Here is a 24413-nt window from a genome sequence, read left to right as displayed (position 1 = left end):
AAATAAAAAAAGGCAGGGAGTGATTTCTGCCTTTTTTGCTTGTATAAAATTTTAAAACATTATTTTATTCAGTAAAATAATGGTAAAACCAGGCTACCGTTTCCATTCCCTTATAAAAGATATCCAGATCAAAATTTTCGTTGGGCGAATGGGTGGCGTCGGTTTCTAAACCAAATCCCATTAAAATGGATTTTACACCAATCACTTTCTCAAAAGTGCTGACGATAGGGATGCTTCCTCCACTGTGGAAAGGTACAGGTAACACACCAAAGGTTTTTTCAATGGCTTTTACTGCTGCTTTGTATGCCGGAATATCAATCGGAGAAACATAAGGATAGCCTCCGTGCATGGCGGTAACTTTTACTTTTACGTAAGGTGGAGTGATTTCCCGGATATATTTTTCGAATAAAACTGCAATTTTTTCGTAATCCTGGTTGGGAACCAATCGCATGGAGATTTTTGCCGTAGCCTTAGATGGTAACACGGTTTTACTTCCTTCGCCAATGTAACCACCCCATATACCATTTACATCCAGCGTTGGCCGGATACCGGTTCTTTCCGGCGTAGTATAACCTTCTTCGCCACACACTTCATTAATATCTAGTTGCTTTTTGTATTTCTCCAGATTGAAGGGTGCTTTTGCCATTTCTGCACGTTCTTCTTTGCTTACTTCCAACACATCGTCGTAAAATCCCGGAATACAGATACGATTTTTTTCATCGGTAAGCTTGGCAATTATTTTGGCAAGCTCGTTGGCCGGATTGGCTACCGCACCGCCAAACAGACCCGAATGCAGGTCGTGGTCAGGGCCGGTAACTTCCACCTCCATGTAACATAAACCACGTAATCCCACAGTAATGGAAGAAACGTCTTTGGAAATCATTGCTGTATCGGAAATCAGAAAAATATCTGCTTTCAGCATTTCTTTGTTTTCTTCACAAAACAGACTCAGCGAAGGAGAACCAATCTCTTCTTCCCCCTCTATCATAAATTTTACGTTACACGGTAGAAAACCAGTTTTTACCATTGCATCAAAAACAGCAAGCTGAATAAAAACTTGTCCTTTGTCGTCGTCGGCACCACGTGCAAAAATTTTCCTATCCCGAATTACCGGTTCAAAAGGCTCAGTTTCCCATAAACTCAACGGATCCACTGGCATAACATCATAATGGCCGTAAATAAGTACGGTAGGCTTAGCTGGATCAATAATTTTTTCGGCATAGGCAACCGGGTTTCCTTTCGTTGGATAAACTTCTGCCTTATCTGCCCCGGCTTTTAGCAGCCATTGCTTTAAAAAATTAGCAGTCCGATACATATCTTCTCTGCGTTCAGGAAGCGAACTGATGGAAGGAATCCGGATATAATCAAACAAGCCCTGAAGGTACTGTTCTTTGTTTTCACGTAAGTAATTGATAACTGCATTCATAATAATAATTATATGAAAAATAATGAGTAACAAAAAAATAACGGCGGCAAAGGTTATTAATAAATCTGGTTATTGCAAGATGCAATTTTCTAATTTTGCCAGCAAATTTTAAAAAAGAGACAATGAAAAATATTCGTCTTGCTATTAATGGATTTGGCCGCATAGGCCGGGTAACTTTCCGGAAGCTGCTTCAGAATAACAATATAGAAGTTGTTGCAATAAATGATCTTACCGATACCGAAACCCTTGCTCACCTTTTAAAATACGATTCGGTTCATGGGTTGTTCAACGGAGAAGTACTTGTGAAAAATGGTTATTTACTGGTAAATAACAAAAAAATCAAGATTCTGTCGGAGGAAAATCCTGAAAAACTTCCATGGAAAGATTTGGATATTGATGTAGTACTGGAGTCCACTGGAAAATTTGTGGACAAAGAAAATGCCTCGAAGCATCTGATTGCCGGGGCAAAAAAAGTGATTATTTCGGCTCCAGCCAAAGCTGACCAGGACGACGTAAAATATGTGGTACTGGGTATCAACGACGAGATTATAGATAAAAATGATCGCATCATTTCCAATTCTTCCTGCACCACCAACTGCGTGGCTCCAATGATTAAGGTTTTGGACGACTGCTGGGGTATAGCCGAAGGGTTTATCACCACCGTGCATTCTTACACCCGCGATCAGAACCTGCTGGATGCACCGCACAAAGACCTTCGCCGGGCAAGGGCTGCGGCTTATTCCATTATCCCTACCACTACCGGAGCTGCTAAGGCAGCAACCAAAATTTTTCCGCATCTGAAAAACGATCTGGGCGGTTGTGGTATCCGTGTTCCGGTCCCTGATGGTTCGCTCACAGACTTGACTTGCACTTTGAAAAAAGCTACCACCATCGAAGAAATTAATGCCGCATTTAAGGAAGCTGCCGGAGGGTACCTGAAGGGTATTATGCAATACACAGAAGATCCGATTGTTTCTATAGATATTGTTGGCAATACCCATTCGGCAATCTTTGATGCAGGGCTAACTGCAGTTTTGGGAAAAGATAACAAACTGGTAAAAATAGTTGCCTGGTACGACAACGAAACGGGTTATTCGTCCCGTTTGGTGGAACTGGTAGAAAAATTTGTATAAAATTGCAGACTTACTTCCCTGCCATCAAAAACGGCAAAGGTAAAATTGGTAATCCAGTCACCAAGCACCACTATCTGCGTTTTTTCGTTTAACGGTTTGATTACAGGCAGATGGCGGTGGCCAAAAATGAAATAATCTATCGTAGGGTTATTTTGGGAAATACCTTTGGCATAATGATAAAGCATTTCATTTTCAAAGCCATTGGTATTTTCTTTTTTCCCTTCTTTGATGATATTGGCAATGCGGCTTCGTCTTGAAAAATACAACCCCAGACGGGTTCCCCATTCGGGATGTATCCAGCGGAAAAGCCATTGGTTTAATTTTAGTTCAAAAACCTTTTTAAGGAATTTGTAGCCATTGTCGCCGGGACCCAATCCGTCGCCATGTGCCAGATAAAATATTTTCCCGTTAAAATCATGGATTTCCGGTTCCCTGTGAAGCTGGATGCCAACTTCTTTTTGCAGATACTTAAAAGCCCAAACGTCGTGGTTGCCGCGAAACAGATGTACCGGGATGCCTGCATCGGTTATTTCGGCAAGCTTACCAAGCAGGCGAACAAAACCTTTGGGTACCACAGTTTTATATTCGAACCAAAAATCAAAAATATCACCCATCAGGTAGATAGCAGAAGCATCTTTTTTCACTTCATCCAGCCAGCTTACAAAAAGTTTTTCCCGTTGCAGGCTGCTGTCGCGGGTTGGGATACCAAAGTGAAAGTCGGAAACGAAATATATTTTTTTGTCCAATACTTTATCATTTTATAACCCCCAAGATACTGAGGACACTAAGTTACGCTGATGATTTTATTCTTCAGGTAAATTTATAAATTTTTCAGTAACTAACGGCGTTAATTGTTTTGTAATATTTTTGCAGTTAAAAATTAGTTTTTGTAACCATATCTAAGTACCCTTAATTTCTAAGTAATAGCTCTTTTTAATTAAAAAAGCGTATTGAGTTTATCTTCCAGTTCTTTTCCCCTGAGGTTCTTGGCAATGATTTTTCCTTGCTTGTCAATCAGAAAGGAAGCCGGAATGGCAGTTATGCCAAAGAGTTGCACTACCGGGCTTCCCCAAAATTTTAGGTCGCTCACCTGTGTCCATGTTATTCCATCCACTTTAATGGCACCCGTCCAAATATCTTTAGTTTTGTCTAATGATACTCCATAAATTTCGAATCCTTTGTTTTTAAATTTTTTATAAACTTTTACCAGGTTAGCATTTTCTTGCCGGCAGGGAGCGCACCATCCAGCCCAAAAGTCGAGGAGCACTACTTTTCCCCTTAAAGAGCTCAGTTTTATATTTTTTCCGTCAGGACTGGGCAGAGTAATGTCAGGAACCGTAGCGCCTATGGCAATTTTCTCTGCTGCAAATTTCTGTTCTGCTTGTTTTTGTTTGTATTCACTTACACGCTGGTGATGGTCGAGGGTGTTTTTATTTTCGGGGAATGTGGAAGATAATCCTTTATCTAATTTTTCAAATAATGCAAAATCTTCTTCTTCAGTAAATAGTGAATGAGGACCAAAACGTTGGTTGATAAGGATAAGCGAAGCTAACGAATTTGTATTTTTTTCGATCAGTAGCCGGGTAAAATCCTGTTGTTCCTTGAAAATTACGGCAAAAGTAGAATCAAGCTGGTTTCGGATGGTAGCAAAATCCGGTTTCCCCTGGCTTTTTTTAAATACTTCCGTTAAAGAATCTACTCTTTGGTAGTTTTTATGTGTGCGGGTATAATATTCCCATAATATCTCCGAGCCTTTGGAACCTTTCAGGGTATAGGATGTATTGAGTTGCTTGGCATCAGCAGTTATTTCAACAGTTTCTCCTTTGTTAAGAACCAATGTAATATAATCTTCTTCCTTATGATGAATCACATAAAATCCACTTTCTTTAGGCTTAAAAGAAAGAAGAAAAGACCCATCTTTTTCTATATAACATGAGTCAATTACTTTCATATTGCGGGGGGTAAGTTCTTCTATCAGCAAAAGCCCCTCCTGAGCATTGCTAAGTTTCCCTTTGACAATTACCTCGTCAGAGCCTGCTTTTTTCCCGTTACAGGAAAAGAAAAAAAGGGGAAAAAACAATACTATAACTGACCATTTTATAAGTTTCATATTTAATTATTTAATTATTATACAACAACTTCAAGCAATTTTTTAATAAGAAAGGTCAAAGCGGGTTCCACTTTTGCGGCAGCTTCCTGTACTTCCTGGTGTGATACTTCCGTAATTTTCCCTTCTACTCCCAGATCTGAAATCACCGAAAGAGCAAAAAAACGGAGATTCATATGTTTAGCTGCAATAGCTTCAGGAATTACCGACATGCCCACTGCATCGGCACCTATGGTACGCAGGTAACGGTATTCTGCAGGGGTTTCGAAACAGGGACCACTTACTGCAGCCAGCACTCCTTTTTGGATAGGAAGATTGTGCTTTCTGGCAATTTTTTCGGCTTTTTCAACCAACTGCAAATCATACGTTTCGCTCATATCGGGAAAACGGGTTCCAAGCTCGGGGATATTGATACCCATGAGTGGATTATCGCCCATTAGATTGATGTGGTCGGTAATTAGCATAATATCACCTATATGAAAAGAAGGATTTACCCCTCCGGTAGCATTGGAAGCTATCAAAAGGCGGATGCCCAACATCTTCATCACCCTTACCGGAAACGTAATTTGTTGCATTGAATATCCTTCATAATAATGAAATCTGCCCTGCATGGCTACAACAGGTTTTCCGCTGAGGGTACCAAAAACCAATTGTCCCGAATGTCCTTCTACCGTTGACACAGGGAAGTTAGGTATTTCACTATATTTCAATATAGTTTCGACATGAATTTCGTTTACTAATTCCCCCAGACCGGTTCCGAGTATGATACCCGTTTCGGGAATTCGAGAAATATGCTGACGGATAAAATTACAAGTGGTGTTGATCTTTTCTAACATAATCTTTTACTTTCTCTTCAAAAATCTCCTTATCCTCCTTGTGGAACGCAACTTCTATAGGAAGATAAAAAACGGGCAAATTTACAATTATTTCTTCCAAAGAGGTATTTTTTAAGCGCATAGCATCTTTTTCAGTGGTAACTATGATTTTAGATTTTGAAAAGACCTCATGGTAACAAACCTTGATTTGCTCCATTTCTTTAGGAGAATAGCAGTGATGATCGCTGAATTGCAAGGTAATAAGCTCTTCACAAAGATTTTTAAGATATTCCTGCAACGGATAACAATTGGCTATACCGGCAAATAAGACTATGGTTCCGTATTTCTTTTGCATGGGCTGTATTTCCGTAGAATGGAACGGAACAAGCTCCCCGTAGCGTATGTATGAAAAAAATAAGTTTTGCCAAGGTTTAGGAGAAAGTTTTTCGGAAATTGACCTGCGTGTAATAGGTGAAAAAATTTTAGGAGTTTTTGTAACAATAATTATATCAGCACGACTTGCACCTTTAATCGGTTCACGGAGCCTGCCAGAGGGCAACAGGTAATCGTTTACATATAAATGGCGGTAATCGGTAAGCAAAATGGTTAATCCTGGAGTTACATACCTGTGCTGCATAGCGTCATCAAGCAAAACCAGGTTGGTTTCGGGTTTCTTTTGCAACAGCATCCGTATTCCTTCCCTTCTTTTTTCATGTACCGCCACTGTAATCGCTGAAAATTTATTTACATATTGCATTGGTTCATCTCCAATAGATGTAGCTGTCGAATCCGGATCAGCAAAAACAAAACCACGGGTTTTTCGTCCATATCCCCGGCTGAGAGTGGCAATAGTACATTGTTTATCTAATAAACGGATTAAATATTCAACATGTGGAGTTTTTCCGGTGCCTCCGGCACTAAGGTTTCCCACGCAAATTACTGGTAAGGAAAATCGTTCCGAAGGTAAAATTTTCCAATCGAATAATTTGTTTCTCAGCACTATAACTAATCCATATAGTAAAGAGAAAGGAAGGAGTATGAAACCCAGAAAATCCACGTTATAAAAATACAATAGTTTTCATTATTTGTATTTTAATTTACTGCAAATTTTATTTTATTTTGTAAAATGTAAGAGAATATACATTATTCGTTTGTATTATACCGTTTTATCTAATTTTCTATCATGAAACTTTCAGAAATTTGTAAAGAAATCGAAAATATTGCCCCTTTATCCCTACAGGAGCATTACGACAATTCCGGACTGATAATAGGAAACATCGGGAAAAATGTAAACCATGTTCTTATATGCATTGATGTTACAGAGGCTGTAATAGAGGAAGCAATAGCGGAAAACTGCGATCTTATTATTTCACACCATCCATTAATTTTCTCAGGATTGAAAAAATTTAACGGAGAAACTCCAACAGAGAAAATAGTACAAAAAGCACTAATTCACAATATTGCCGTTTATGCCGCGCATACTAATCTTGACAACGTTTCCGGAGGCGTAAATCAAATACTTTGTAAAAAATTAGGTTTGAAAAATACCCGGATACTTTCTCCTAAAAAAAACATTCTTCGCAAGTTAATTACATTTTGCCCCGAAATGAATGCAAATCAAGTTCGCAAAGCACTTTTTGATGCCGGGGCAGGAAATATTGGAAACTATGATGCCTGTAGTTTTAATTCGGCAGGATGGGGTACTTTTCGTGCCAACGAATCTGCCAATCCTTTTGTAGGTGAAGTAAATCAGATACATGAAGAAAAAGAGATTAAGATTGAAGTAATTTATCCTGAGTTTATCGAAAACCGCTTGCTGAAAGCATTGATACAAAATCATCCATACGAAGAAGTAGCCTACGACATTGTCCCTCTTGCCAATGCATTGTCATTAGCAGGAGCAGGCATGATTGGAGAAACAGAATATGATGAAAAAGAGTATGACTTTTTAATGAAAGTTAAAAACATCGTAAAAACAGGTATGATCCGTCATTCTGAATTATTAAATAAGCCCGTTAAAAAAGTTGCAGTATGTGGGGGCTCGGGAAGTTTTTTAATAAAAGAAGCTATTGCTGCAGATGCAGACGTATTTATTTCCGGAGATATCAAATATCACGATTTTCAACAGTCAGAAAAGCGGATCGTAATTGCCGATATAGGTCATTTTGAAAGTGAACAATTTGCTAAAGAATTATTATTTAACCTACTTAATAAAAAAAATTCTACCTTTGCAGTCCGAATTTCAACTACAGAAACTAACCCCGTTAACTATTTGTAAAATAATTACATAAAACAAATTTTATGGCAAAAGTACTTTTAAAAAGCAACAAAACACAAGATATTCCGGAAAAATCAAAAGACCCTCAAGTGATCAATCCTGTTGAAGAAGCCCTTCCAGACGTTGATATTCTGGCTGTTGCCAGAAATGCCTCCGGTGATGAAAATATAGAAATAACCATTGAAAAAAAATTGCATGCATTGTATCACCTTCAGCAAATAGATTCTAAGATTGATAAAATCAGAATTATCCGTGGCGAACTTCCACTTGAAGTGGAAGATCTTGAAGACGAAATTGCCGGGCTGGAAACTCGCATTGAAAACCATGCTCAGGAGATGGAAATGTTTGAGAAAACAATAAATGAAAAGGAATTAGCCATAAAAGACAGTAATACGCTCATTAAAAAATACGAAGAACAGCAAATGAACGTAAGAAACAACCGTGAATACGATTCTCTTACCAAAGAAATTGAATTTCAGAACCTTGAAATACAGCTTTCAGAGAAGCGTATCCGTGAGTTCTCGTTTAGTCTTCAGCAAAAAAAACAAGAAATTGAAGAAGCACGAAAAATACTTGAAGAGCGTAAAAATGACCTTGCTATTAAAAAAGCTGAATTAAACGACATTATCACCGAAACCGAAAAAGAAGAACTGTCGTTGGTTAAACAGTCAGAAGAAAATCAAAAATTTATTGAAGAACGCCTGCTTACTGCCTACAAACGTATCCGTAAGAATATGCGTAACGGGCTTGCGGTGGTAAGTGTGGAAAGAGATGCCTGCGGCGGCTGTTTCAGTAAAATTCCCCCTCAGCGTCAGTTGGATATTCGTATGCATCGCAAAATCATTGTTTGTGAATACTGCGGACGTATTTTGGTAGACTCACACTTTATTGAAAATAACAATTAACATAAAATAAGCCCGATAAAGAAACGGCTGCTTGTAATATGAAGGTAGCCTTTTTTTCAAACAATTTTCTTTTTTGCCCACATTCAAACAAAGCAAACACTTTTCAGGGACGATGTTTGGAAGTAAATGTATTTTTTGAGAAAAGCTATACTCAGTTAACCTTTTTCAATATCGTTAACATGACCTATATAATGCAGGTTGGAATTTTAAAAATAAAAAATACACAAATAATACATAACAAAAAAAGCCGCAACGTCAAATTTGCGGCTTGGTTTTTGCTCCCCCTGCTGGACTTGAACCAGCGACCCTCTGATTAACAGTCAGATGCTCTAACCAACTGAGCTAAGGAGGATTTTTCAAAAGCGGGGCAAAATTACATATTCTTTTATTATAAACAATATCTTTGCAAAAATTTTTCTATCGAAATCTGTAAAAGCATGAAAAAAGTATTAGGCATTGGCAATGCGCTAGTTGACATTATGACCCGGCTCGAATCTGATCAACTACTCAACCATTTTAATCTGAAAAAAGGAAGTATGCAATTAGTAGATGCTGACTTATCCGGCAGGATTAATTCTCAAACCATTGCCTTAAAAAAAGAAATCTCTTCGGGCGGTTCAGCAGCCAATACCATTCACGGTTTGGCAAATATGGGCGTGGAAACCAGTTTTATTGGGAAAACCGGTCAGGACGATTTTGGGCGCTTTTTTGCCGACGACATGCGAAAAAATGGAATTCGTCCGATACTTTTTCAGGGAAAAAGCGAAACCGGATGTGCCATAGTATTTATCAGCCCCGATTCAGAACGAACATTTGCTACTTATCTTGGTTCCGCTATTGAACTCTCTGCTGACGATCTCCACCCGGATATTTTTGCCGGTTACGATTTTTTGCACATCGAGGGGTATCTTGTTCAAAACCGCAAACTGATACAAAAAGCAGTACAATTAGCCCACGAAAACGGACTCATGGTTTCGCTTGATCTCGCCAGCTATAATGTAGTGGAACAAAATATAGAGTTTTTAGATGCAATTATAAATAAATATGTAAACATTATTTTTGCTAATGAAGAAGAAGCCCGTGCCTTTACTGGCAATGCTCCGGAAGAAGCCATACATTTACTTGCCAATATGTGCGATATTGCCATAGTGAAAACCGGAGCTTCTGGGTCGCTTGTAAAACAAAACGATGAATTATATACTATTCAGCCTGTTACCGCAAACAGCATAGATACTACCGGTGCCGGCGACTTGTATGCTTCCGGATTTATTTACGGTTTAACAAAACAATTACCACCCGACAACTGTGGGGCAATCGGCTCATTACTGGCTGGCAAGGTAATAGAACTTATTGGCGCCAAACTCAATAATGCTGCCTGGCAAAAAGTGCATAACAGTATCAAAAACGCAAGGTAATCCCCTCGGTGTTTTTCGTGAACCGAATTGTTAATTTCGCAAATTTCAGAAACTTATTTGTTCAGATTTTTTTACTAACATAATTTTTATACATTTGCAGCCCTTTTTCATAGGTTTTCATTCAATTATAAATAAGTAAAAATGAAGGTATATCAAACAAATGAAGTTAAAAACATTGCACTGATCGGCGGTGCAAAATCGGGAAAAACCACTCTTGCGGAAGCCATGTTGCTTGAAGGGGGCATGATAACCCGACGTGGCTCAGTAGAAGACAAAAATACGGTTTCCGATTACCGCGAAATTGAACTTGAACGTCAGAATTCAGTTTATTCAAGTATTTTATATACAGAATTTGCAGGCAAAAAAATCAATATCATTGATAACCCGGGTTTCGACGATTTTATTGGCGAAGTAGTCGCCGCTTTAAAAGTAGCTGATACTGCCGTTATGGTTGTAAATGCACAAAATGGCGTGGAAGTGGGTACAGAAATTACCTGGAGGCATGCTCTTAAAAGCCATACCCCTGTAATTTTTGTCGTTAACCAGCTTGAACACGAAAAAGCCAATTTCGAGGAAGTAATGCGTGAACTTAAAGCCCAGTTTGGTAATAATATTACACTGACTCAATATCCTTTGCATGCGGGACATGGCTTTAACTCCGTGATAGACCTGCTCCAGATGAAAATGTACAAATTTCCTGAAGGGGGCGGAAAACCTGAAATTACTGATATCCCCGATTCGGAAAAAGCAAAAGCAGAAGAACTGCACAATACTCTTATTGAAAATGCAGCCGGTAACGACGACGCCCTGATGGAATTATTTTTTGAAAATGGAACCCTTACCGAAGAAGAAATCCAAAAAGGGTTAAAACTCGGTATCATCAAACGCGGAATTTTTCCTGTTTTCTGTATTTCCTCAAAACTGAATTTCGGCATAAACCGCCTTCTTGAATTTATTTCTTCAAGCCTGCCTTCAGCCAACGAAATGCCTGCGATTAAAACCACCGAAGGCAAAGCCCTTAGCTGTAGCCTTACCGACCCCGCATCGGCATTTGTTTTTAAAACTTCTATCGAATCGCACCTCGGCGAAATATCTTTCTTTAAAGTATTTGCCGGTGAAATTACCGAAGGCATGGATATGATTAATGCCAATCGTAACAGCAAGGAACGCATCACCCAACTCTTTGCTTTTAACGGGAAAAACCGGGAAAAAGTAGAAAAAGTAGTTGCCGGTGATATTGCTGCCACCATTAAACTGAAGAGCACGTTTACCAACAATACTTTAAACTCGGTAAAAAATGCAGATGATATTATCGAACCTATCGTGTATCCCGAACCTAAATATCGTGTAGCCGTTAAAGCCAAAAACTCATCCGAAGATGAAAAATTAGGTGGCATTCTTAACGACATGAACAAGGTAGACCCTACCTTGTTACCAGGCTATTCGAAAGAACTGAAACAACTTATCCTGCAGGGGCAGGGTGAAATGCACCTGAACATTGCCAAATGGCATATCGAAAAAATCAACAAAATTGAAATAGAATATTTCGCACCCAAGATTCCTTACCGCGAAACCATTACCAAAATGGCAAAATCCATGTACCGCCATAAAAAACAATCTGGTGGAGCTGGTCAGTTTGGCGAAGTACACATGCTTATCCAACCTTGGAGCGAAAACATGGTGCATCCTACCGAATTTCCGGTAAGAGGGCAGCAGGAAGAAATTATGCCCTGGGGTGGTAAGCTGATGTTCCACAACTGTATCGTCGGTGGCGCCATTGATGCACGTTTTATGCCAGCTATTTTGAAAGGAATCATGGAAAAAATGGAAGAAGGACCTCTTACCGGTTCTTACGCCCGCGATATTGCCGTGTATATTTACGATGGTAAAATGCACCCCGTTGATTCCAATGAAATTTCCTTCAAACTGGCAGGTCGTAATGCCTTTAGAGAAGCGTTTAAAAATGCAGGTCCCAAAATTCTTGAACCCATTTACGATGTAGAAGTAATTGTTCCCGAAGATAAAATGGGCGATATTATGACCGACCTCCAGGGACGTCGTGCCATCATCATGGGAATGGACAGTGAAGGAAACTATCAGAAGATAAAAGCAAAAGTTCCCCTGGCTGAAATGAACCGTTATTCTACTGCTATCAGTTCAATGACCAGCGGACGGGCAACCTACGGTATGAAATTTGCCGAGTATGCTCAGGTACCTCCCGATGTACAAACCGCCCTGCTGAAAGCATACGAAGAACAGGAAAACGAAGAGGAATAATCACTTTTTTTATCCTTTCGAAAAAAGAGTGTTGACCACAGGTTGTAACACTCTTTTTTTTAATTTGATCTTTCCCCTAAAAATTTCCGGTCAAACCCTTCCCTGCCTGAATTTTTTCCGGGAAAAAGGAAAGAATTTTATAAGCCACCTGTTCAGGCGAAAATTCACCACAAGGAAAGATACAGTATTCGCCACAAAAAAATGCAGTAATAATTTCATTAACCAGGGATTTACGTACCGTCCAAAGCATGGGTTTACCTGTTTTCAGTAATTCAGCAATACTTACCGCCCAACCGTTGCCTCCCAGTTCCAGTCCGCCTACTTCGTCAATAATCACAAGTTGAGAAAATTTTGTTTCTGCAAGGACTTTTTGCCCAAATAGCAAGGCGTTTTTTTTGAAATAAAATTTCCGGAAAGCATAGTCGCCATCTTCTTTTTCCCTGTTGCAAAGCAACATTTTTTCAGCAGTTGTTACATTTACCACCGTAAAGCTATCCCGCAGGGAATTTTTCCAGCTTCCTTCTGCCCATATTCCCGAAACAGCTATTCCATAACGGGTTAATATACCCGTTACTTGTTGCAAAAAAGTGGTTTTACCTTCCCCCTGCTCGCCTGTAATTATGAAAATCATTTCTTTACCGGATAAAAAGACAACTGTCGCCGTAACTTAAAAACCGGAAATTATTTTCCAGAGCATACGCATATGCCTTTTCCCAATCGTTGCCGATAAAAGCCGCAATAAGAAGAAGCAGTGTGCTTTGTGGCTGATGAAAGTTCGTTATCAGTATTTGGGACGACCGGATACGATAGCCCGGAATAATCATAAGCTGTGTGCTTCCGTAAAGCGTATCGGCATTTCGTTCGGTCATGCTGTTTTCAATGGCTTTTAAGGCAGTTTCATAAGAAATATCCGGGTCGGGCAAATTTTCGTAAGGCTCCCATTGCATTATAGCAAAAGGCAATACCTTCCCTGGGTTTTTAGTGATTTTCAACCCGTACCAATACAGGCTTTCCAATGTTCGTAGAGAGGTAGTACCTACGGATATTATTTTTCCCGAAGAGGCGATAAGATTCCGCAAGGTATTTATGGTGATAATTATTTGCTCGGTATGCATCTGATGGTCAGATATACGTTGCGAACTAACCGGTTTAAAAGTACCAGCTCCAACATGCAGGGTAAGGTTTTCGGTAAAAATATTCCGTGCCTGTAATTTGCCGAGCACTTTACCAGTAAAATGCAATCCGGCGGTAGGTGCAGCTACCGAGCCATTTACACTTGCGTAAATGGTTTGATAGCGGATTTCATCATTTTTATCGGCTTTCCGGTGCAGATAAGGAGGCAATGGGATAATGCCAAACTGTTCCACTATTTCCGAAAAGGTAAAATGTTCAGGTGTCCATTCAAACTGAACCACAAAGCTGTCGTCTCGCTGTTCCAGTTTGCGGGCGGTAAGTGTAACCCTGCTTCCGTTGACAGTAATTGTTTTTTCCACCGTTGTATCGTTCCAGCGACGGGCATTTCCTACGAGGCATTTCCATGTTACCTGTTTTTTGTGTCCGAAAGCCTTTTGCATCTCGGTAAAAGGAGCAATGGGCTCGAGGCAAAAAATCTCAATTCGGGCTCCGGTTTTTCTATGGAATTCCATCCGGGCATTAATTACCCTCGTATTGTTGAATACGACGAGGCTTTCCGGGGGCAGGTAGCTACCGATATTGGAAAAAATATTTTCGCTGATGTTACCTTTGTTGTAAATAAGCAATTTGGAAGCATCCCGGTTTGCAAGTGGAAAGCGGGCAATTTTTTCTTCGGGCAGGTCGTAAGAAAAGTCATTTATTATTAGGCTATCAATGTGATGCATCGGAAGTTATCTGAAAATAGTGTTTATATCAATCTGATTTTCGTAAAGGGTAATTACATCGTCGGTATCCGGAAGTAAAATTTTATCCACCGTATTGTTTTTTTGGTGGTACCAAACTTCCACAAAAAAACCAGAAAGAACAAAGAGTTTAATGTTGTAATATCTATAACCTCGCGTAAGCAATTCATTACCTGCCTCAAACAGCAGTTGTAACTGTCGTTCTGCGTTCAACGACTGGAAATCCTCTTTTCTCAACATGCAACTATACGGACTATGTGCAAACAAAGTTATTCAAAAATAACGGTAACGGTAAAAAAAATATTGCCAGCGTCCACTAACGAACAAAATTATGTATTTTAGCCCATTAAAATTTTTATAAAATGCAGGAAAAAGTATTTTTTCATGAAGAACAGCGATTCCGTCAGTGGTGGGTATGGATTATCCTTTTCGCTGTAATTCTGATTTTTATTTACGGAATGTTTCAGCAATTTGTGTTGGGAAAACCTTTTGGCAACCAACCGGCTCCCGATTGGGCGCTTGCTGTTTCGGGTGCGGTCCCCCTGCTGATGATCATTTTTTTTAGTCAAACCCGACTGATTACCGAAATATACAGCGACGGTATCTATTACCGTTTTTTCCCTTTCCATACTAAAATAAAAAAAATAACATGGGATGAAATCGAATCGCGTGAAATCCGAAAATACCATCCCATAAGAGAATATGGTGGCTGGGGCTTCCGGTATAGCAAATTTGGGAAAGGCAGAGCACTTAATATTTCGGGAAACATTGGGCTGCAACTTGTGCTGAAAAACGGGAAAAAACTCCTTATTGGTACGCAACAAGACTATGCTTTAATTAAAGCCATAGAAAAGGCAGAGGAAGAACACAATCAAAATTTAGAAAAATAAATTCCTAAAAATTTTTGAAGAATGGGTAAATTTGAAGCTAAAATTCTTATCATTGACGACGATGCTGATGTGTTGTTGGCAGCAAAACTTTTTCTTAAACAGCATTTTACCATAGTTCATACTGAAAAAAATCCGGAAAATATTCCTGCATTATTTAAAAACGACAACTACGACGTTGTGCTACTCGACATGAATTTTTCGCGTGATGCAACCAGTGGGAAAGAAGGATTTTTCTGGTTGAATAAAGTCCTGGAAATTGATCCTGCTGCAGTCGTAATTTTTATTACCGGGTACGGAGATATCGAACTGGCGGTTCAGGGAATAAAAGAAGGAGCCACCAATTTTATTTTGAAACCCTGGGACAACAAAAAACTACTTGCCACCATCGAAGCCAACCTCAGAGTACGGCATTCGAAGCAAGAACTGGAAGAATTGCGGTCGAAACAAAAAGTACTGATTGCCAACCAAAACCAAAGCTTTAACCAACTTATCGGCAATTCATTGCCCATGCAAAAAGTGATGGCTACCGTTGAAAAAGTTGCCCGTACGGAAGCCAATGTGCTGATACTTGGTGAAAATGGCACAGGAAAAGAATTGATAGCGCGTGCAATACACAGGGTTTCGGCAAGGAAGAACGAAATTTTCGTGAATGTTGACCTGGGGGCTATCAGTGAATCACTTTTCGAAAGCGAACTGTTCGGCTTTAAAAAAGGAGCATTTACCGATGCCAAAGAAGACCGGGCAGGCAGGTTTGAAGCAGCCCACAAAGGCACCATCTTCCTCGACGAAATTGGCAATCTGTCGCTTCCGCTACAATCCAAATTGCTTAGCGTTTTGCAAAATCGCACCGTAGTCCGGTTGGGGACCAACAAGGAAATTCCTATTGATGTAAGACTGATTTGCGCCACCAACATGCCCTTGTATCAAATGGTGAAAGAAGGCAAATTCAGGCAGGATTTGCTCTATCGCATCAATACTGTGGAAGTGCAATTACCGCCTCTTCGCGAACGCACCGACGACATTAGCCTTCTGGTTGACCATTACCTGAACGAGTATTGCAAAAAATACAAAATCCCATTAAAAAAATTGCATCCTGCCACACTCAAACGCCTCGAAAAACACAATTGGCCTGGTAACATCCGCGAGCTGCAACATGCCGTGGAACGGGCTGTAATTCTCAGCGAAACCCATATTCTTCAACCACAAGACTTTTTTCTTTCACCCATTGACGAAGGCAATAGCGAAATCAGTTTTGCCAGCATGAATCTCGAAGAAACAGAAAAAATCCTTATCCGTAAAGTTATTGACAAGCATGGAGGAAATATAAGCAAGGCAGCCAAAGAGCTTGGGCTTACCCGTGCTTCGCTGTACCGTAGAATTGAAAAATATGGTTTATAGAAAATTCCGTTTTATCGTAGTTACAAGGGTGCTTTTGCTGGCGGCAACCCTTTTCCTCATGTTTATCATGTTCGAGCGTGAAAACCATACGGTAACCGGAATTATTTTACTTCTTACCGCTGTTTTCCAGATTATCGAACTTATCTGGTATGTAGAACGTACTAACCGTAAACTCACCCAGTTTTTTGAAAGTATCCGCCATTCCGATTTTTCCACCTCATTTGCCGATAAAGAAATAGGAAATAGCTTTAATGAGTTAAACAACGCTTTTAATGATGTAATCACCGAATTCCGAAAAAACAGGGCAGAAAAAGAAGAACACTATAACTATCTGCAAACAGTAGTTCAGCATGTAAGCATAGGCATCATTGCCTACCGTAAAGACGGAAAAGTGGATATTTTTAACAATTCTGTGAAAAAACTTCTGGGAGTAAGCAACCTTAAAAACATCACGGATCTACAAACGGTTAAAAAGGATTTGCCCGAAATACTTCTTAGAATGAAAGCCGGCGAAAAATTGCTCGTTAAATTCGTATGTTGCGACGAATTAGTGCAATTACTTATTTATGCCACCGAGTTCAGGATGCGGGGTGAAGAATTTATCCTTATTTCACTGCAAAATATCAGTCCCGAACTGGAAGAAAAAGAAATAGATTCCTGGCAAAAACTCATCCGCGTGCTTACCCACGAAATAATGAATTCTATCACACCCATTTCTTCTTTAGCTTCAACCGTAAAGGAAATGGTGCTTGAAAACCCTGATGATGAAAAAATCAGGCTACAGGAACTTGACACTGACGATTTGCAAAACGTTTGTGAAGCTCTTACAACCATTCAAAATCGTAGTCAGGGATTGCTCAATTTTGTGGAAATCTATCGCAACCTCACCCGCATTCCCAAACCCAATTTCAGATATTTCATGATTAAGGAAGCCTGCCAACGGGCTGAACTACTGATGAAACCGAAATTGGATAAATTGGGTATTCAGTGTATTCACAAAATATTTCCCGAAGATTTGAAAATAACAGCCGACCCCAATCTGATTGACCAGGTAATAATAAACCTGCTGCTAAATGCTATGGATGCCGTGAAAGGCAAGGATCACCCGATGATTTCTATTGTGGCTTCTACTAATAACAGTGGCAGGGTAACCATTGATTTTGCCGATAACGGCTATGGCATAAAACCGGATATTTTAGACAAAATATTTATGCCTTTTTTTACTTCAAAAAAAGAAGGAAGTGGCATAGGATTAAGCCTTTCGAGGCAGATTATGCACTTGCATAAAGGCACCATTACCGTTAAGTCGAAACCCAACGAAGGCAGTATTTTTACACTTACTTTTTGATTTGTTGTTCCGTTGTTTTTTCGCATTCTCGCTTGTACTAATTCTTTACTTTTGCGAAAAATACCTGCTATGGCACAATCCATAAAAAAATTATCCTTTTTTAGCAACGGGCTAATTTTTCTTCTCACTTTTCCCATATTTTTTTATTCCTGTAAAGGATGCAAAAAAACAGAAGATAACACAAAGAAAACAACAGAAAAGCAATGGGCTACCAACTTGCCTTCTTTTAATGCCGACACTGCTTATTTTTTTGTACAGAAACAAACCAATTTTGGTCCGAGGGTAACGGGAAGCAAGGCAAGCACACAATGTGCCGAAATGCTGGTAAAAACGCTGAAACGTTTTGCTCCGCAGGTAAGTGTACAAACCGGAAAAGTTCGTACATTCGATGGAAAAGATTTAAATATCAACAATATTATCGCATCTTTTAATCCCGACAAAAAAGCAAGAATATTTTTATCTTCCCATTGGGATAGCCGCCCTTTTGCCGATTATGACCCTGATGCCGCCAACCATCATAAACCGATAATTGGTGCCAACGACGGAGCCAGCGGGGTAGGCGTTCTGGTAGAAATTGCAAGAATTTTATCCCAAAAACTTCCTGAAATTGGAGTGGATATCATCCTGTTCGATGCCGAAGATTATGGTGCACCGGAATGGGAGAAAAACCAAAGTGAAGATACATGGTGCCTCGGCTCACAATTTTGGGCGAAAAATCCGCATGTAGTCGGTTATTCAGCTCGCTATGGTATCCTGCTCGACATGGTAGGAGCTGCCGATGCCCGTTTCACGTTTGAAGGAACTTCCATGTACTATGCCTCCGACGTAATGAAAAGGATTTGGGAAACGGCTTCCCATGCCGGGTTTGGCGCCTATTTTGTTCCGGAAGAAACCGGAGCCTTAACCGACGACCATTTGTATATAAATCAAATAATACAGATTCCTACAATTGATATTATTCACCGGACAAATGACACAGAAAGCGGATTTTTTCCCTATTGGCATACACAGAAAGACGACATTAGCTGCATTGATAAAACCACGCTGAAAGCCGTGGGACAAACCCTGCTTACGGTAATTTACAACGAAAATTAGTTACTGTTTCTCCTGAATACAGACTACAATAAATCGTTGGCAAGGTTTGCCAGCTCCGACCTTTCCCCTTTTTCGAGCCGGATATGGGCATAAATAGGGTGGTTTTTTATTTTATCAATCATAACGGAAAGCCCGTTACTTTGGGCGTCGAGATAAGGAGTATCTATCTGGTAAATGTCTCCTGTAAAAATTATTTTAGTGTTTTCACCTGCACGGGTAATGATGGTTTTTATTTCGTGAGGAGTAAGGTTCTGTGCTTCATCAACTATAAAAATTACATTGGAAATACTGCGTCCACGGATATATGCCAGCGGGGTTATCATCAGTTTTTCGTTTTCGAGCGACTCTGTAATGTTTTTATATTCTTTATCCTTCTCGTTGTACTGGTTTTGGATAAATTTCAGGTTGTCGTACAGCGGTTCCATGTATGGATTGATTTTCGATTTGATGTCGCCAGGCAAAAAGCCTATATCTTTATTGCTAAGGGGAACAATAGGGCGGGCAAGATACACCTGTTTGAAATTCCGTTTTTGTTCCAATGCAGCAGCAAGTGCGAGTAGAGTTTTCCCGGTACCTGCAATTCCCTGAAGAGTAACCAGCTTCACTTCCGGGTTCAGCAGGGCATGAAGGGCAAAAACTTGTTCGGCATTGCGGGGATTGATACGGAATGCCGGTTTTTTTTCTATTTTTTCGATCCGTTTGCTGATGGGATTAAAAAAGGTAAGCGCAGAGATTTTGGTGTTTTTCAAGATAAAGTAATGGTTAGGAATCAGGTTTTTCAAGCCCAAGTCCTTGGGAAGGCAATACCCTTCGTTGTAAATCTGGTCAATGATACTCCCATCTATCCCTTCTATCAGGGATTTGCCAGAGTACAGATCTTCTACATCTTTTATTTTCCCGGTTAAGAAATCTTCAGCATTTATATTCAGCGACTTTGCCTTCAGTCGTAGGTTTATGTCTTTTGTTACAAGGGTTACTTTCCGGTCGGGATACTTTTGAGCCATCACCATTGCGGCGTTCAGTATGCGATGGTCGGGTTTGTTATCCTGGAATATTTGCCGGGCATCCACATCGCTTTGCTCGTTCATTACCACTACAAACTTGCCCTTCGCCTGTTTCAGTTGTATCCAGGTGCGCAGTGTACGGTTTGCCGACAAGGTATCGAGAATGCGGATAAATTCTCTTGCTTCGAAGTTTATGGTATCGTTACCCTTTTTAAAATTATCCAGTTCCTCGAGTACGGTGATGGGAATAGCAACGTCGTTGTCCTCGAAACTGTTTATGGCATTGTGGTTGTATAAAATCACTGATGTGTCAATGACAAAAATTTTTTTTACCTCTGTTACTGTTTTCTTTTTCGTCATAACTAAAATGTTTTTAAACTGATATCAGCGACAGCTTTGAGGTACAATTTCTACCTTTTGCAAATCGAACCCATTGTTTTTCACGATTTCAAGCACATGCTGAAATTCATCATTGCCCATAACCGGAATTCGTGAAAGTATCCAGAAGTCTTTGTGTTTTGGTTCTGATACCACAGCCCATTGATAGTTTTCGTCCAAGGCAACTATCCAGTAATTTGCTTTTAAGAACCAGCAAAACTTTACTTTCAGTTTGGTATTATTACTTCCTTTTACCGGGGATGCCATTCCTTTGGCAGTTTTAATTTTCCCATTAACCGATCCTTTGCGGCAACTGTTTATTATTCTCATTTTTCCTTTTCCAGTTAGCCGGTAATCAGACATCGAACAAAAGCATTTATTCTGAGAATGTGCCTGATAAGAAGCTACTGTGTACCATTTTCCTGAATATTTTTGCAGGTCAACTTTTTCTACCCCAGTAAAAGGAGTTTGCTGGGCATAACCCGAAAAAACAAATATCATACTAGCAATCAGACAAATACTTTTCATATTAAGATTTTTTATTTTTTTCTTAAAATTAAAAAAAACATTTATCCAACATCAATTTTTCTCAGCAATTGAAAGTTTTTGAGTAAAAACTTCGCAAAAAATCCTGAAAGCATCCTGTTTGTTCATTGGTTTTATCTTTTTGAAAACAGGATTATGGCTATTAATTATGTAAGCCATAACAGCTTTACCGCTCTTTTTTTCAACGAGATAATAATGAACGGCTAAAACATGCTTTTCAGAATTACTCATCAGGAATTCAACCAGGAGGTGATAATTTTCGTCGGAGGGCGAGGCTTGAATAAACTCTGCAAAGACATTAAAACTTTTTTTAAACATTTTTGCTTCATTCATAAACCAATGCCTGTTCACCGGTGGGTTTTCAAAGCAAAGTATTGTTTCACGATTGCTTTTTATAAGAAACTCCTGAATCTTTCTGCTGTAAACAGTATCATAACTACTTTTTCCGCCGGCAAGAATATGCACAGGATATACTTTAATTTTGTCGTTCCCTGCTACAAACTGCCTCTGAAGGGTTTTGCTGAACGGTATGCCACAACTTGAAATAAATAAAATAACAGACAGTAAAACCAAAAACAAATGGACTGTTTTTTTCATAATTTTTTATTTTCAGCATTAAGGATATAAAATTACAAATTTTATGCTTTACAGGTGAAATAAAAATATGCTAATGGGTTCATTGGAAAAAGATGTACCGGGTAATGGGTGAAGGGCTTTTCTCTTAAATTCTAAACTCCAAACTATTAAAGTAAAAAACAACAAATTTCTGTTATGTTCCCGATAGCAACATTTTCTCTTTGCGCCTAACTCCATATTAAAAAAACTGCTAAACATCGAATATTTTTCAATATAAATTTCTTACTTTTGTTGCAATGTTATCGCAATTCTTACCCAAATATATACAACCATGAAATGGACTCCTCCGTTACATGTTGAAAAAGAAGTATCTTTCATATATAAATTACCTGCCTTTCCTACAGGTATCACTCCTTAAATTTAAAAATTTTTACAAATGAACTATTCATAAGGATAATACTTATACCAACAGGCAATAATACTTTATATTTATTCCCCCGAGAAATCGGGGAAGGCTATTTAACCAATAATTTACAAATGAAAAACAGATGAAAAAACTTTTACTCTTTACCATTGTTTTGTGCCTGTCTTTTTATTGCAGGGCACAATTTTCCCGTGCCAAAATTCCGGGAGAACTGAAAAAAATTGCACTTCTATCCCGCACATCTAAAGGGGAAGCTTTTGAAATTAAAAAAAGCCAGAACCCTTACGTAAAATCCGCATTGAGTGATGAAGAATTTGAACTTGGCATAACCTATTACGACCTGCCTTCCAATGCAAGCACTGCCAACCGGATTTATTATCACGAAGACGGAACAATAGGTGCGGTATGGATGTATGGAACTACCCCTACTGCTTTCCCTGAAAGGGGAACGGCTTATGCCTATTTCGACGGAGTCCAGTGGAATACATCATCAGAACGCATCGAAAGTGTACGTACCGGCTGGCCCACTTATGCTCCACTGGGTACAGGAGGCGAAATAGTGGTTTCGCACAAAGGACCTACCCTGCCCCTCGACATTGTTACTCGTACAACCAAAGGAACAGGCGATTGGACAGAAAATGAACTTGCTCCTCCCGTAGGAACAGCTGGTTTATTCTGGCCCCGCATGGTTACCAGCGGAACTAACCACGACAAAATTCATATATTTACCATGACAACCCCTACAGCTAACGGAGGGACGCCTTACCTCGGACAGGATGGTGCATTGCTTTATTCCCGTTCGAGCGACAATGGATTATCATGGGAAGTATCAAACCGCCTGTTACCCGAATTGGATTCTTCTCACTATGTTAAGTTTTCTGCCGATGCTTACAACTGGGCTGAACCCCGCGGAAACACACTTGCCTTTGTAGTAGGAAGTAACTGGACTGACATGTTCCTGCTGAAATCAACCGATGGTGGCGATACCTGGACCAAGACCCTTATTTTTGAGCACCCTTATCCCATGTGGAATGGAACAGTTACTGATACTTTTTACTGTGCCGACGGCTCATTGCATCCCGTAATAGATAATAACGGGATGGTTCGTGTTGCTTTTGGCATTACCAGGGCTGTAACCGATGAAACAGGCTCATGGTGGTTTCCATTTGTTGATGGTATTGGTTACTGGGACGAAACCATGCCTGCCTATTCAGGGCTGGAAGGATTGAACCCTGATTCACTTTATGCACATGGAAGGCTTCTTGCCTGGGCACCCGATTTGAACGGTAACGGAACCTGGGACATTTTAAGTGGAAGTGATGTTTTAGGGAATTACTCTCTTTCCGTTACCAGTATGCCGCAATTGATTTGTGGTGATTACAATGAATTATATCTTGTTTTTTCAACTGTAATGGAGGGTTACGACAACGGAACACAAAACTACCGCCATGTTTTGGCTCGTAGCTCAAATGTCGGAGGAACTATTTGGGGAGATTTTGTTGATCTTACCAATGATATCACTCACTTGTTTGATGAATGTGTTTATCCAACAGTGGCTGCCAATTTTGATAATGACCTTCATCTTTATTTTCAAACTGATGATGAACCAGGTTTAGCTGTTAGCGGAGACGAAGACCCTTATGGCGAAAACAGGATTACATACATGACAACACATTTACAAACCGGAATTGAGGAACAAAATCTACCACTTACTTCGGAAACCATTTCCCCTAATCCTGCAAGCGACAATACTACCTTGTATGTAAATCTGAAAACCCCATGCAGGTTGAGCTATAATATTCTGACTTCGGACGGAAACACGGTAAAATATTTCGATTTAGGGAACGTTTCGGCAGGAAATAATATGTTTTCATTAAATCTTCAGGGTTTATCTTCTGGATTCTACTTCCTGCAGTTGCAAGCCGGAAATCAAGCAAAAACAAAAAAATTAATTATTGTAAGATAGACAATAATAGATAAAGCCCGTACCTACCGTATTTGATTACCTGTTAAATGTAACACTTTAATTATTTATAAGAGGCTCACCTGATAATTGAGCCTCTTATTGTTGTAAAAAGGAGACATCCATTCTCTATAGAGGGAGACATCCACTCTTAGTAGAATAAGACATCCATTCTCTGAAGAGGGCGCAGTAAGGTTGAATGTACGGTAAATGCCTGTTGGGTAGGGTCAGAAAAATATAAAACAAATGTCCAATAAAAACAATGCTTTTTCAATCCGGAAATATTTCCCTCTTTTTTATTACGATTGAAATATTAGGCTTAGCTTTGTAGTAATAAGCCGAAAGTAAATATTAAAGTGAACGAAAGTTCGGATTATCTGAGAGCAACGGGAAATATTAAACGCTTCAACAAGCGGAACAGAAACGAATAAAACCAGCAGACATCGGAGGTAATAACTATTCCGCAGACCTCACTGCTGATAAACGATCCATCCAAACTTACTTTTATAGTACCCGCTACTTTGCCTGACGGTGATTATAAGCTGAATATTGCAACCC

21 protein-coding genes and 1 tRNA gene are annotated in these 24413 nt (G+C 39.5%); 10 read left to right on the top strand and 12 right to left on the bottom strand.

Translation table 11 applies throughout. From position 1 onward, the window contains the following. Window positions 1-64 precede the first annotated feature (64 nt). Window positions 65-1426: a dipeptidase gene (locus M0R21_11265; GenBank protein MCK9618398.1), complete on the bottom strand. Its 1362-nt coding sequence runs from the start codon at window positions 1424-1426 to the stop codon at window positions 65-67. A 122-nt stretch (window positions 1427-1548) separates the two neighbouring features. Here M0R21_11265 and gap point away from each other — a divergent pair, with 122 nt between their 5' ends. Then, entirely contained in the window at window positions 1549-2559 is a 1011-nt protein-coding gene (gene gap, locus M0R21_11260) for a type I glyceraldehyde-3-phosphate dehydrogenase (GenBank protein ID MCK9618397.1), read from the top strand. Here gap and M0R21_11255 read toward each other — a convergent pair. The 4 genes from M0R21_11255 to lpxK form a co-directional block, all read right to left on the bottom strand. Then, window positions 2517-3305, bottom strand: a complete 789-nt coding sequence (locus tag M0R21_11255; GenBank protein MCK9618396.1) for a UDP-2,3-diacylglucosamine diphosphatase — start codon at window positions 3303-3305, stop codon at window positions 2517-2519. The genes gap and M0R21_11255 overlap by 43 nt on opposite strands. Window positions 3306-3496: 191 nt before the next feature. Further along, window positions 3497-4669 carry an AhpC/TSA family protein gene (locus tag M0R21_11250; GenBank protein MCK9618395.1) on the bottom strand — a complete coding sequence of 391 codons (1173 nt, stop codon included), beginning with the start codon at window positions 4667-4669 and terminating at the stop codon, window positions 3497-3499. A 17-nt stretch (window positions 4670-4686) separates the two neighbouring features. Beyond that, window positions 4687-5502, bottom strand: coding sequence for a purine-nucleoside phosphorylase (locus tag M0R21_11245; GenBank protein ID MCK9618394.1), 816 nt, complete (start codon window positions 5500-5502; stop codon window positions 4687-4689). Beyond that, window positions 5474-6553, bottom strand: coding sequence for a tetraacyldisaccharide 4'-kinase (lpxK, locus tag M0R21_11240; GenBank protein MCK9618393.1), 1080 nt, complete (start codon window positions 6551-6553; stop codon window positions 5474-5476). The genes M0R21_11245 and lpxK overlap by 29 nt, the downstream gene beginning before the upstream one ends. A gap of 111 nt (window positions 6554-6664) precedes the next feature. Between lpxK and M0R21_11235 the strand changes: the two genes are divergently transcribed. Then, window positions 6665-7759, top strand: a complete 1095-nt coding sequence (locus tag M0R21_11235; protein MCK9618392.1) for a Nif3-like dinuclear metal center hexameric protein — start codon at window positions 6665-6667, stop codon at window positions 7757-7759. 23 nt (window positions 7760-7782) lie between these two features. Beyond that, a complete protein-coding gene (locus M0R21_11230) occupies window positions 7783-8664 on the top strand; it encodes a C4-type zinc ribbon domain-containing protein (protein ID MCK9618391.1) in 882 nt (293 codons plus the stop codon). Between the two features lie 278 nt (window positions 8665-8942). Here M0R21_11230 and M0R21_11225 read toward each other — a convergent pair. Continuing rightward, a tRNA-Asn gene (locus tag M0R21_11225) sits at window positions 8943-9016 on the bottom strand. Window positions 9017-9101: 85 nt separating this feature from the next. On the opposite strand from M0R21_11225, the gene M0R21_11220 reads away from it, so the two are divergent. Both M0R21_11220 and M0R21_11215 read left to right on the top strand, forming a co-directional pair. Beyond that, on the top strand, window positions 9102-10079 hold the full coding sequence (locus tag M0R21_11220; protein ID MCK9618390.1) for an adenosine kinase: 978 nt from the start codon (window positions 9102-9104) through the stop codon (window positions 10077-10079). Between the two features lie 141 nt (window positions 10080-10220). After that, window positions 10221-12356 (top strand): elongation factor G, encoded by a 2136-nt coding sequence (locus M0R21_11215; GenBank protein ID MCK9618389.1) that lies wholly within the window; start codon window positions 10221-10223, stop codon window positions 12354-12356. Between the two features lie 76 nt (window positions 12357-12432). Here the strand turns inward: M0R21_11215 and M0R21_11210 are convergent, their stop codons facing one another. Genes M0R21_11210 through M0R21_11200 form a run of 3 tightly spaced genes read right to left on the bottom strand, consistent with a single transcriptional unit; the run spans window position 12433 to window position 14473 of the window. Beyond that, window positions 12433-12987 (bottom strand): hypothetical protein, encoded by a 555-nt coding sequence (locus M0R21_11210; GenBank protein MCK9618388.1) that lies wholly within the window; start codon window positions 12985-12987, stop codon window positions 12433-12435. 4 nt (window positions 12988-12991) lie between these two features. Further along, entirely contained in the window at window positions 12992-14215 is a 1224-nt protein-coding gene (locus M0R21_11205; protein MCK9618387.1) for an S-adenosylmethionine:tRNA ribosyltransferase-isomerase, read from the bottom strand. Between the two features lie 6 nt (window positions 14216-14221). Next, entirely contained in the window at window positions 14222-14473 is a 252-nt protein-coding gene (locus M0R21_11200) for a hypothetical protein (protein ID MCK9618386.1), read from the bottom strand. Between the two features lie 122 nt (window positions 14474-14595). Between M0R21_11200 and M0R21_11195 the strand changes: the two genes are divergently transcribed. The 4 genes from M0R21_11195 to M0R21_11180 all read left to right on the top strand — a co-directional run bounded on the left by M0R21_11195 (window position 14596) and on the right by M0R21_11180 (window position 18964). Next, window positions 14596-15123 (top strand): DUF6141 family protein, encoded by a 528-nt coding sequence (locus M0R21_11195; protein ID MCK9618385.1) that lies wholly within the window; start codon window positions 14596-14598, stop codon window positions 15121-15123. Between the two features lie 21 nt (window positions 15124-15144). Further along, window positions 15145-16521 carry a sigma-54 dependent transcriptional regulator gene (locus M0R21_11190; protein MCK9618384.1) on the top strand — a complete coding sequence of 459 codons (1377 nt, stop codon included), beginning with the start codon at window positions 15145-15147 and terminating at the stop codon, window positions 16519-16521. Beyond that, window positions 16511-17869 (top strand): ATP-binding protein, encoded by a 1359-nt coding sequence (locus tag M0R21_11185; GenBank protein ID MCK9618383.1) that lies wholly within the window; start codon window positions 16511-16513, stop codon window positions 17867-17869. Before M0R21_11190 ends, M0R21_11185 begins: the two co-directional genes overlap by 11 nt. A 69-nt stretch (window positions 17870-17938) precedes the next feature. Beyond that, window positions 17939-18964 (top strand): M28 family peptidase, encoded by a 1026-nt coding sequence (locus M0R21_11180; GenBank protein ID MCK9618382.1) that lies wholly within the window; start codon window positions 17939-17941, stop codon window positions 18962-18964. A gap of 23 nt (window positions 18965-18987) precedes the next feature. Here M0R21_11180 and M0R21_11175 read toward each other — a convergent pair whose 3' ends face one another. Genes M0R21_11175 through M0R21_11165 form a run of 3 tightly spaced genes read right to left on the bottom strand, consistent with a single transcriptional unit; the run spans window position 18988 to window position 21489 of the window. Continuing rightward, on the bottom strand, window positions 18988-20328 hold the full coding sequence (locus M0R21_11175; GenBank protein ID MCK9618381.1) for a PhoH family protein: 1341 nt from the start codon (window positions 20326-20328) through the stop codon (window positions 18988-18990). Between the two features lie 24 nt (window positions 20329-20352). After that, entirely contained in the window at window positions 20353-20874 is a 522-nt protein-coding gene (locus M0R21_11170) for a lipocalin family protein (GenBank protein ID MCK9618380.1), read from the bottom strand. A 51-nt stretch (window positions 20875-20925) separates the two neighbouring features. Continuing rightward, the gene (locus M0R21_11165; protein ID MCK9618379.1) at window positions 20926-21489 is read right to left on the bottom strand and encodes a hypothetical protein; all 564 of its coding nucleotides are present in this window, start codon (window positions 21487-21489) and stop codon (window positions 20926-20928) included. Window positions 21490-22016: 527 nt separating this feature from the next. Here M0R21_11165 and M0R21_11160 point away from each other — a divergent pair. Then, complete coding sequence (locus M0R21_11160; protein ID MCK9618378.1) at window positions 22017-23858, top strand: T9SS type A sorting domain-containing protein; 1842 nt, start codon at window positions 22017-22019, stop codon at window positions 23856-23858. The last annotated feature ends 555 nt before the right edge of the window (window positions 23859-24413 follow it).

The organism is Lentimicrobiaceae bacterium (genome assembly GCA_023227965.1).
GTDB lineage: Bacteria > Bacteroidota > Bacteroidia > Bacteroidales > JALOCA01 > JALOCA01.
This window is presented reverse-complemented; position numbering and strand designations above follow the sequence as displayed.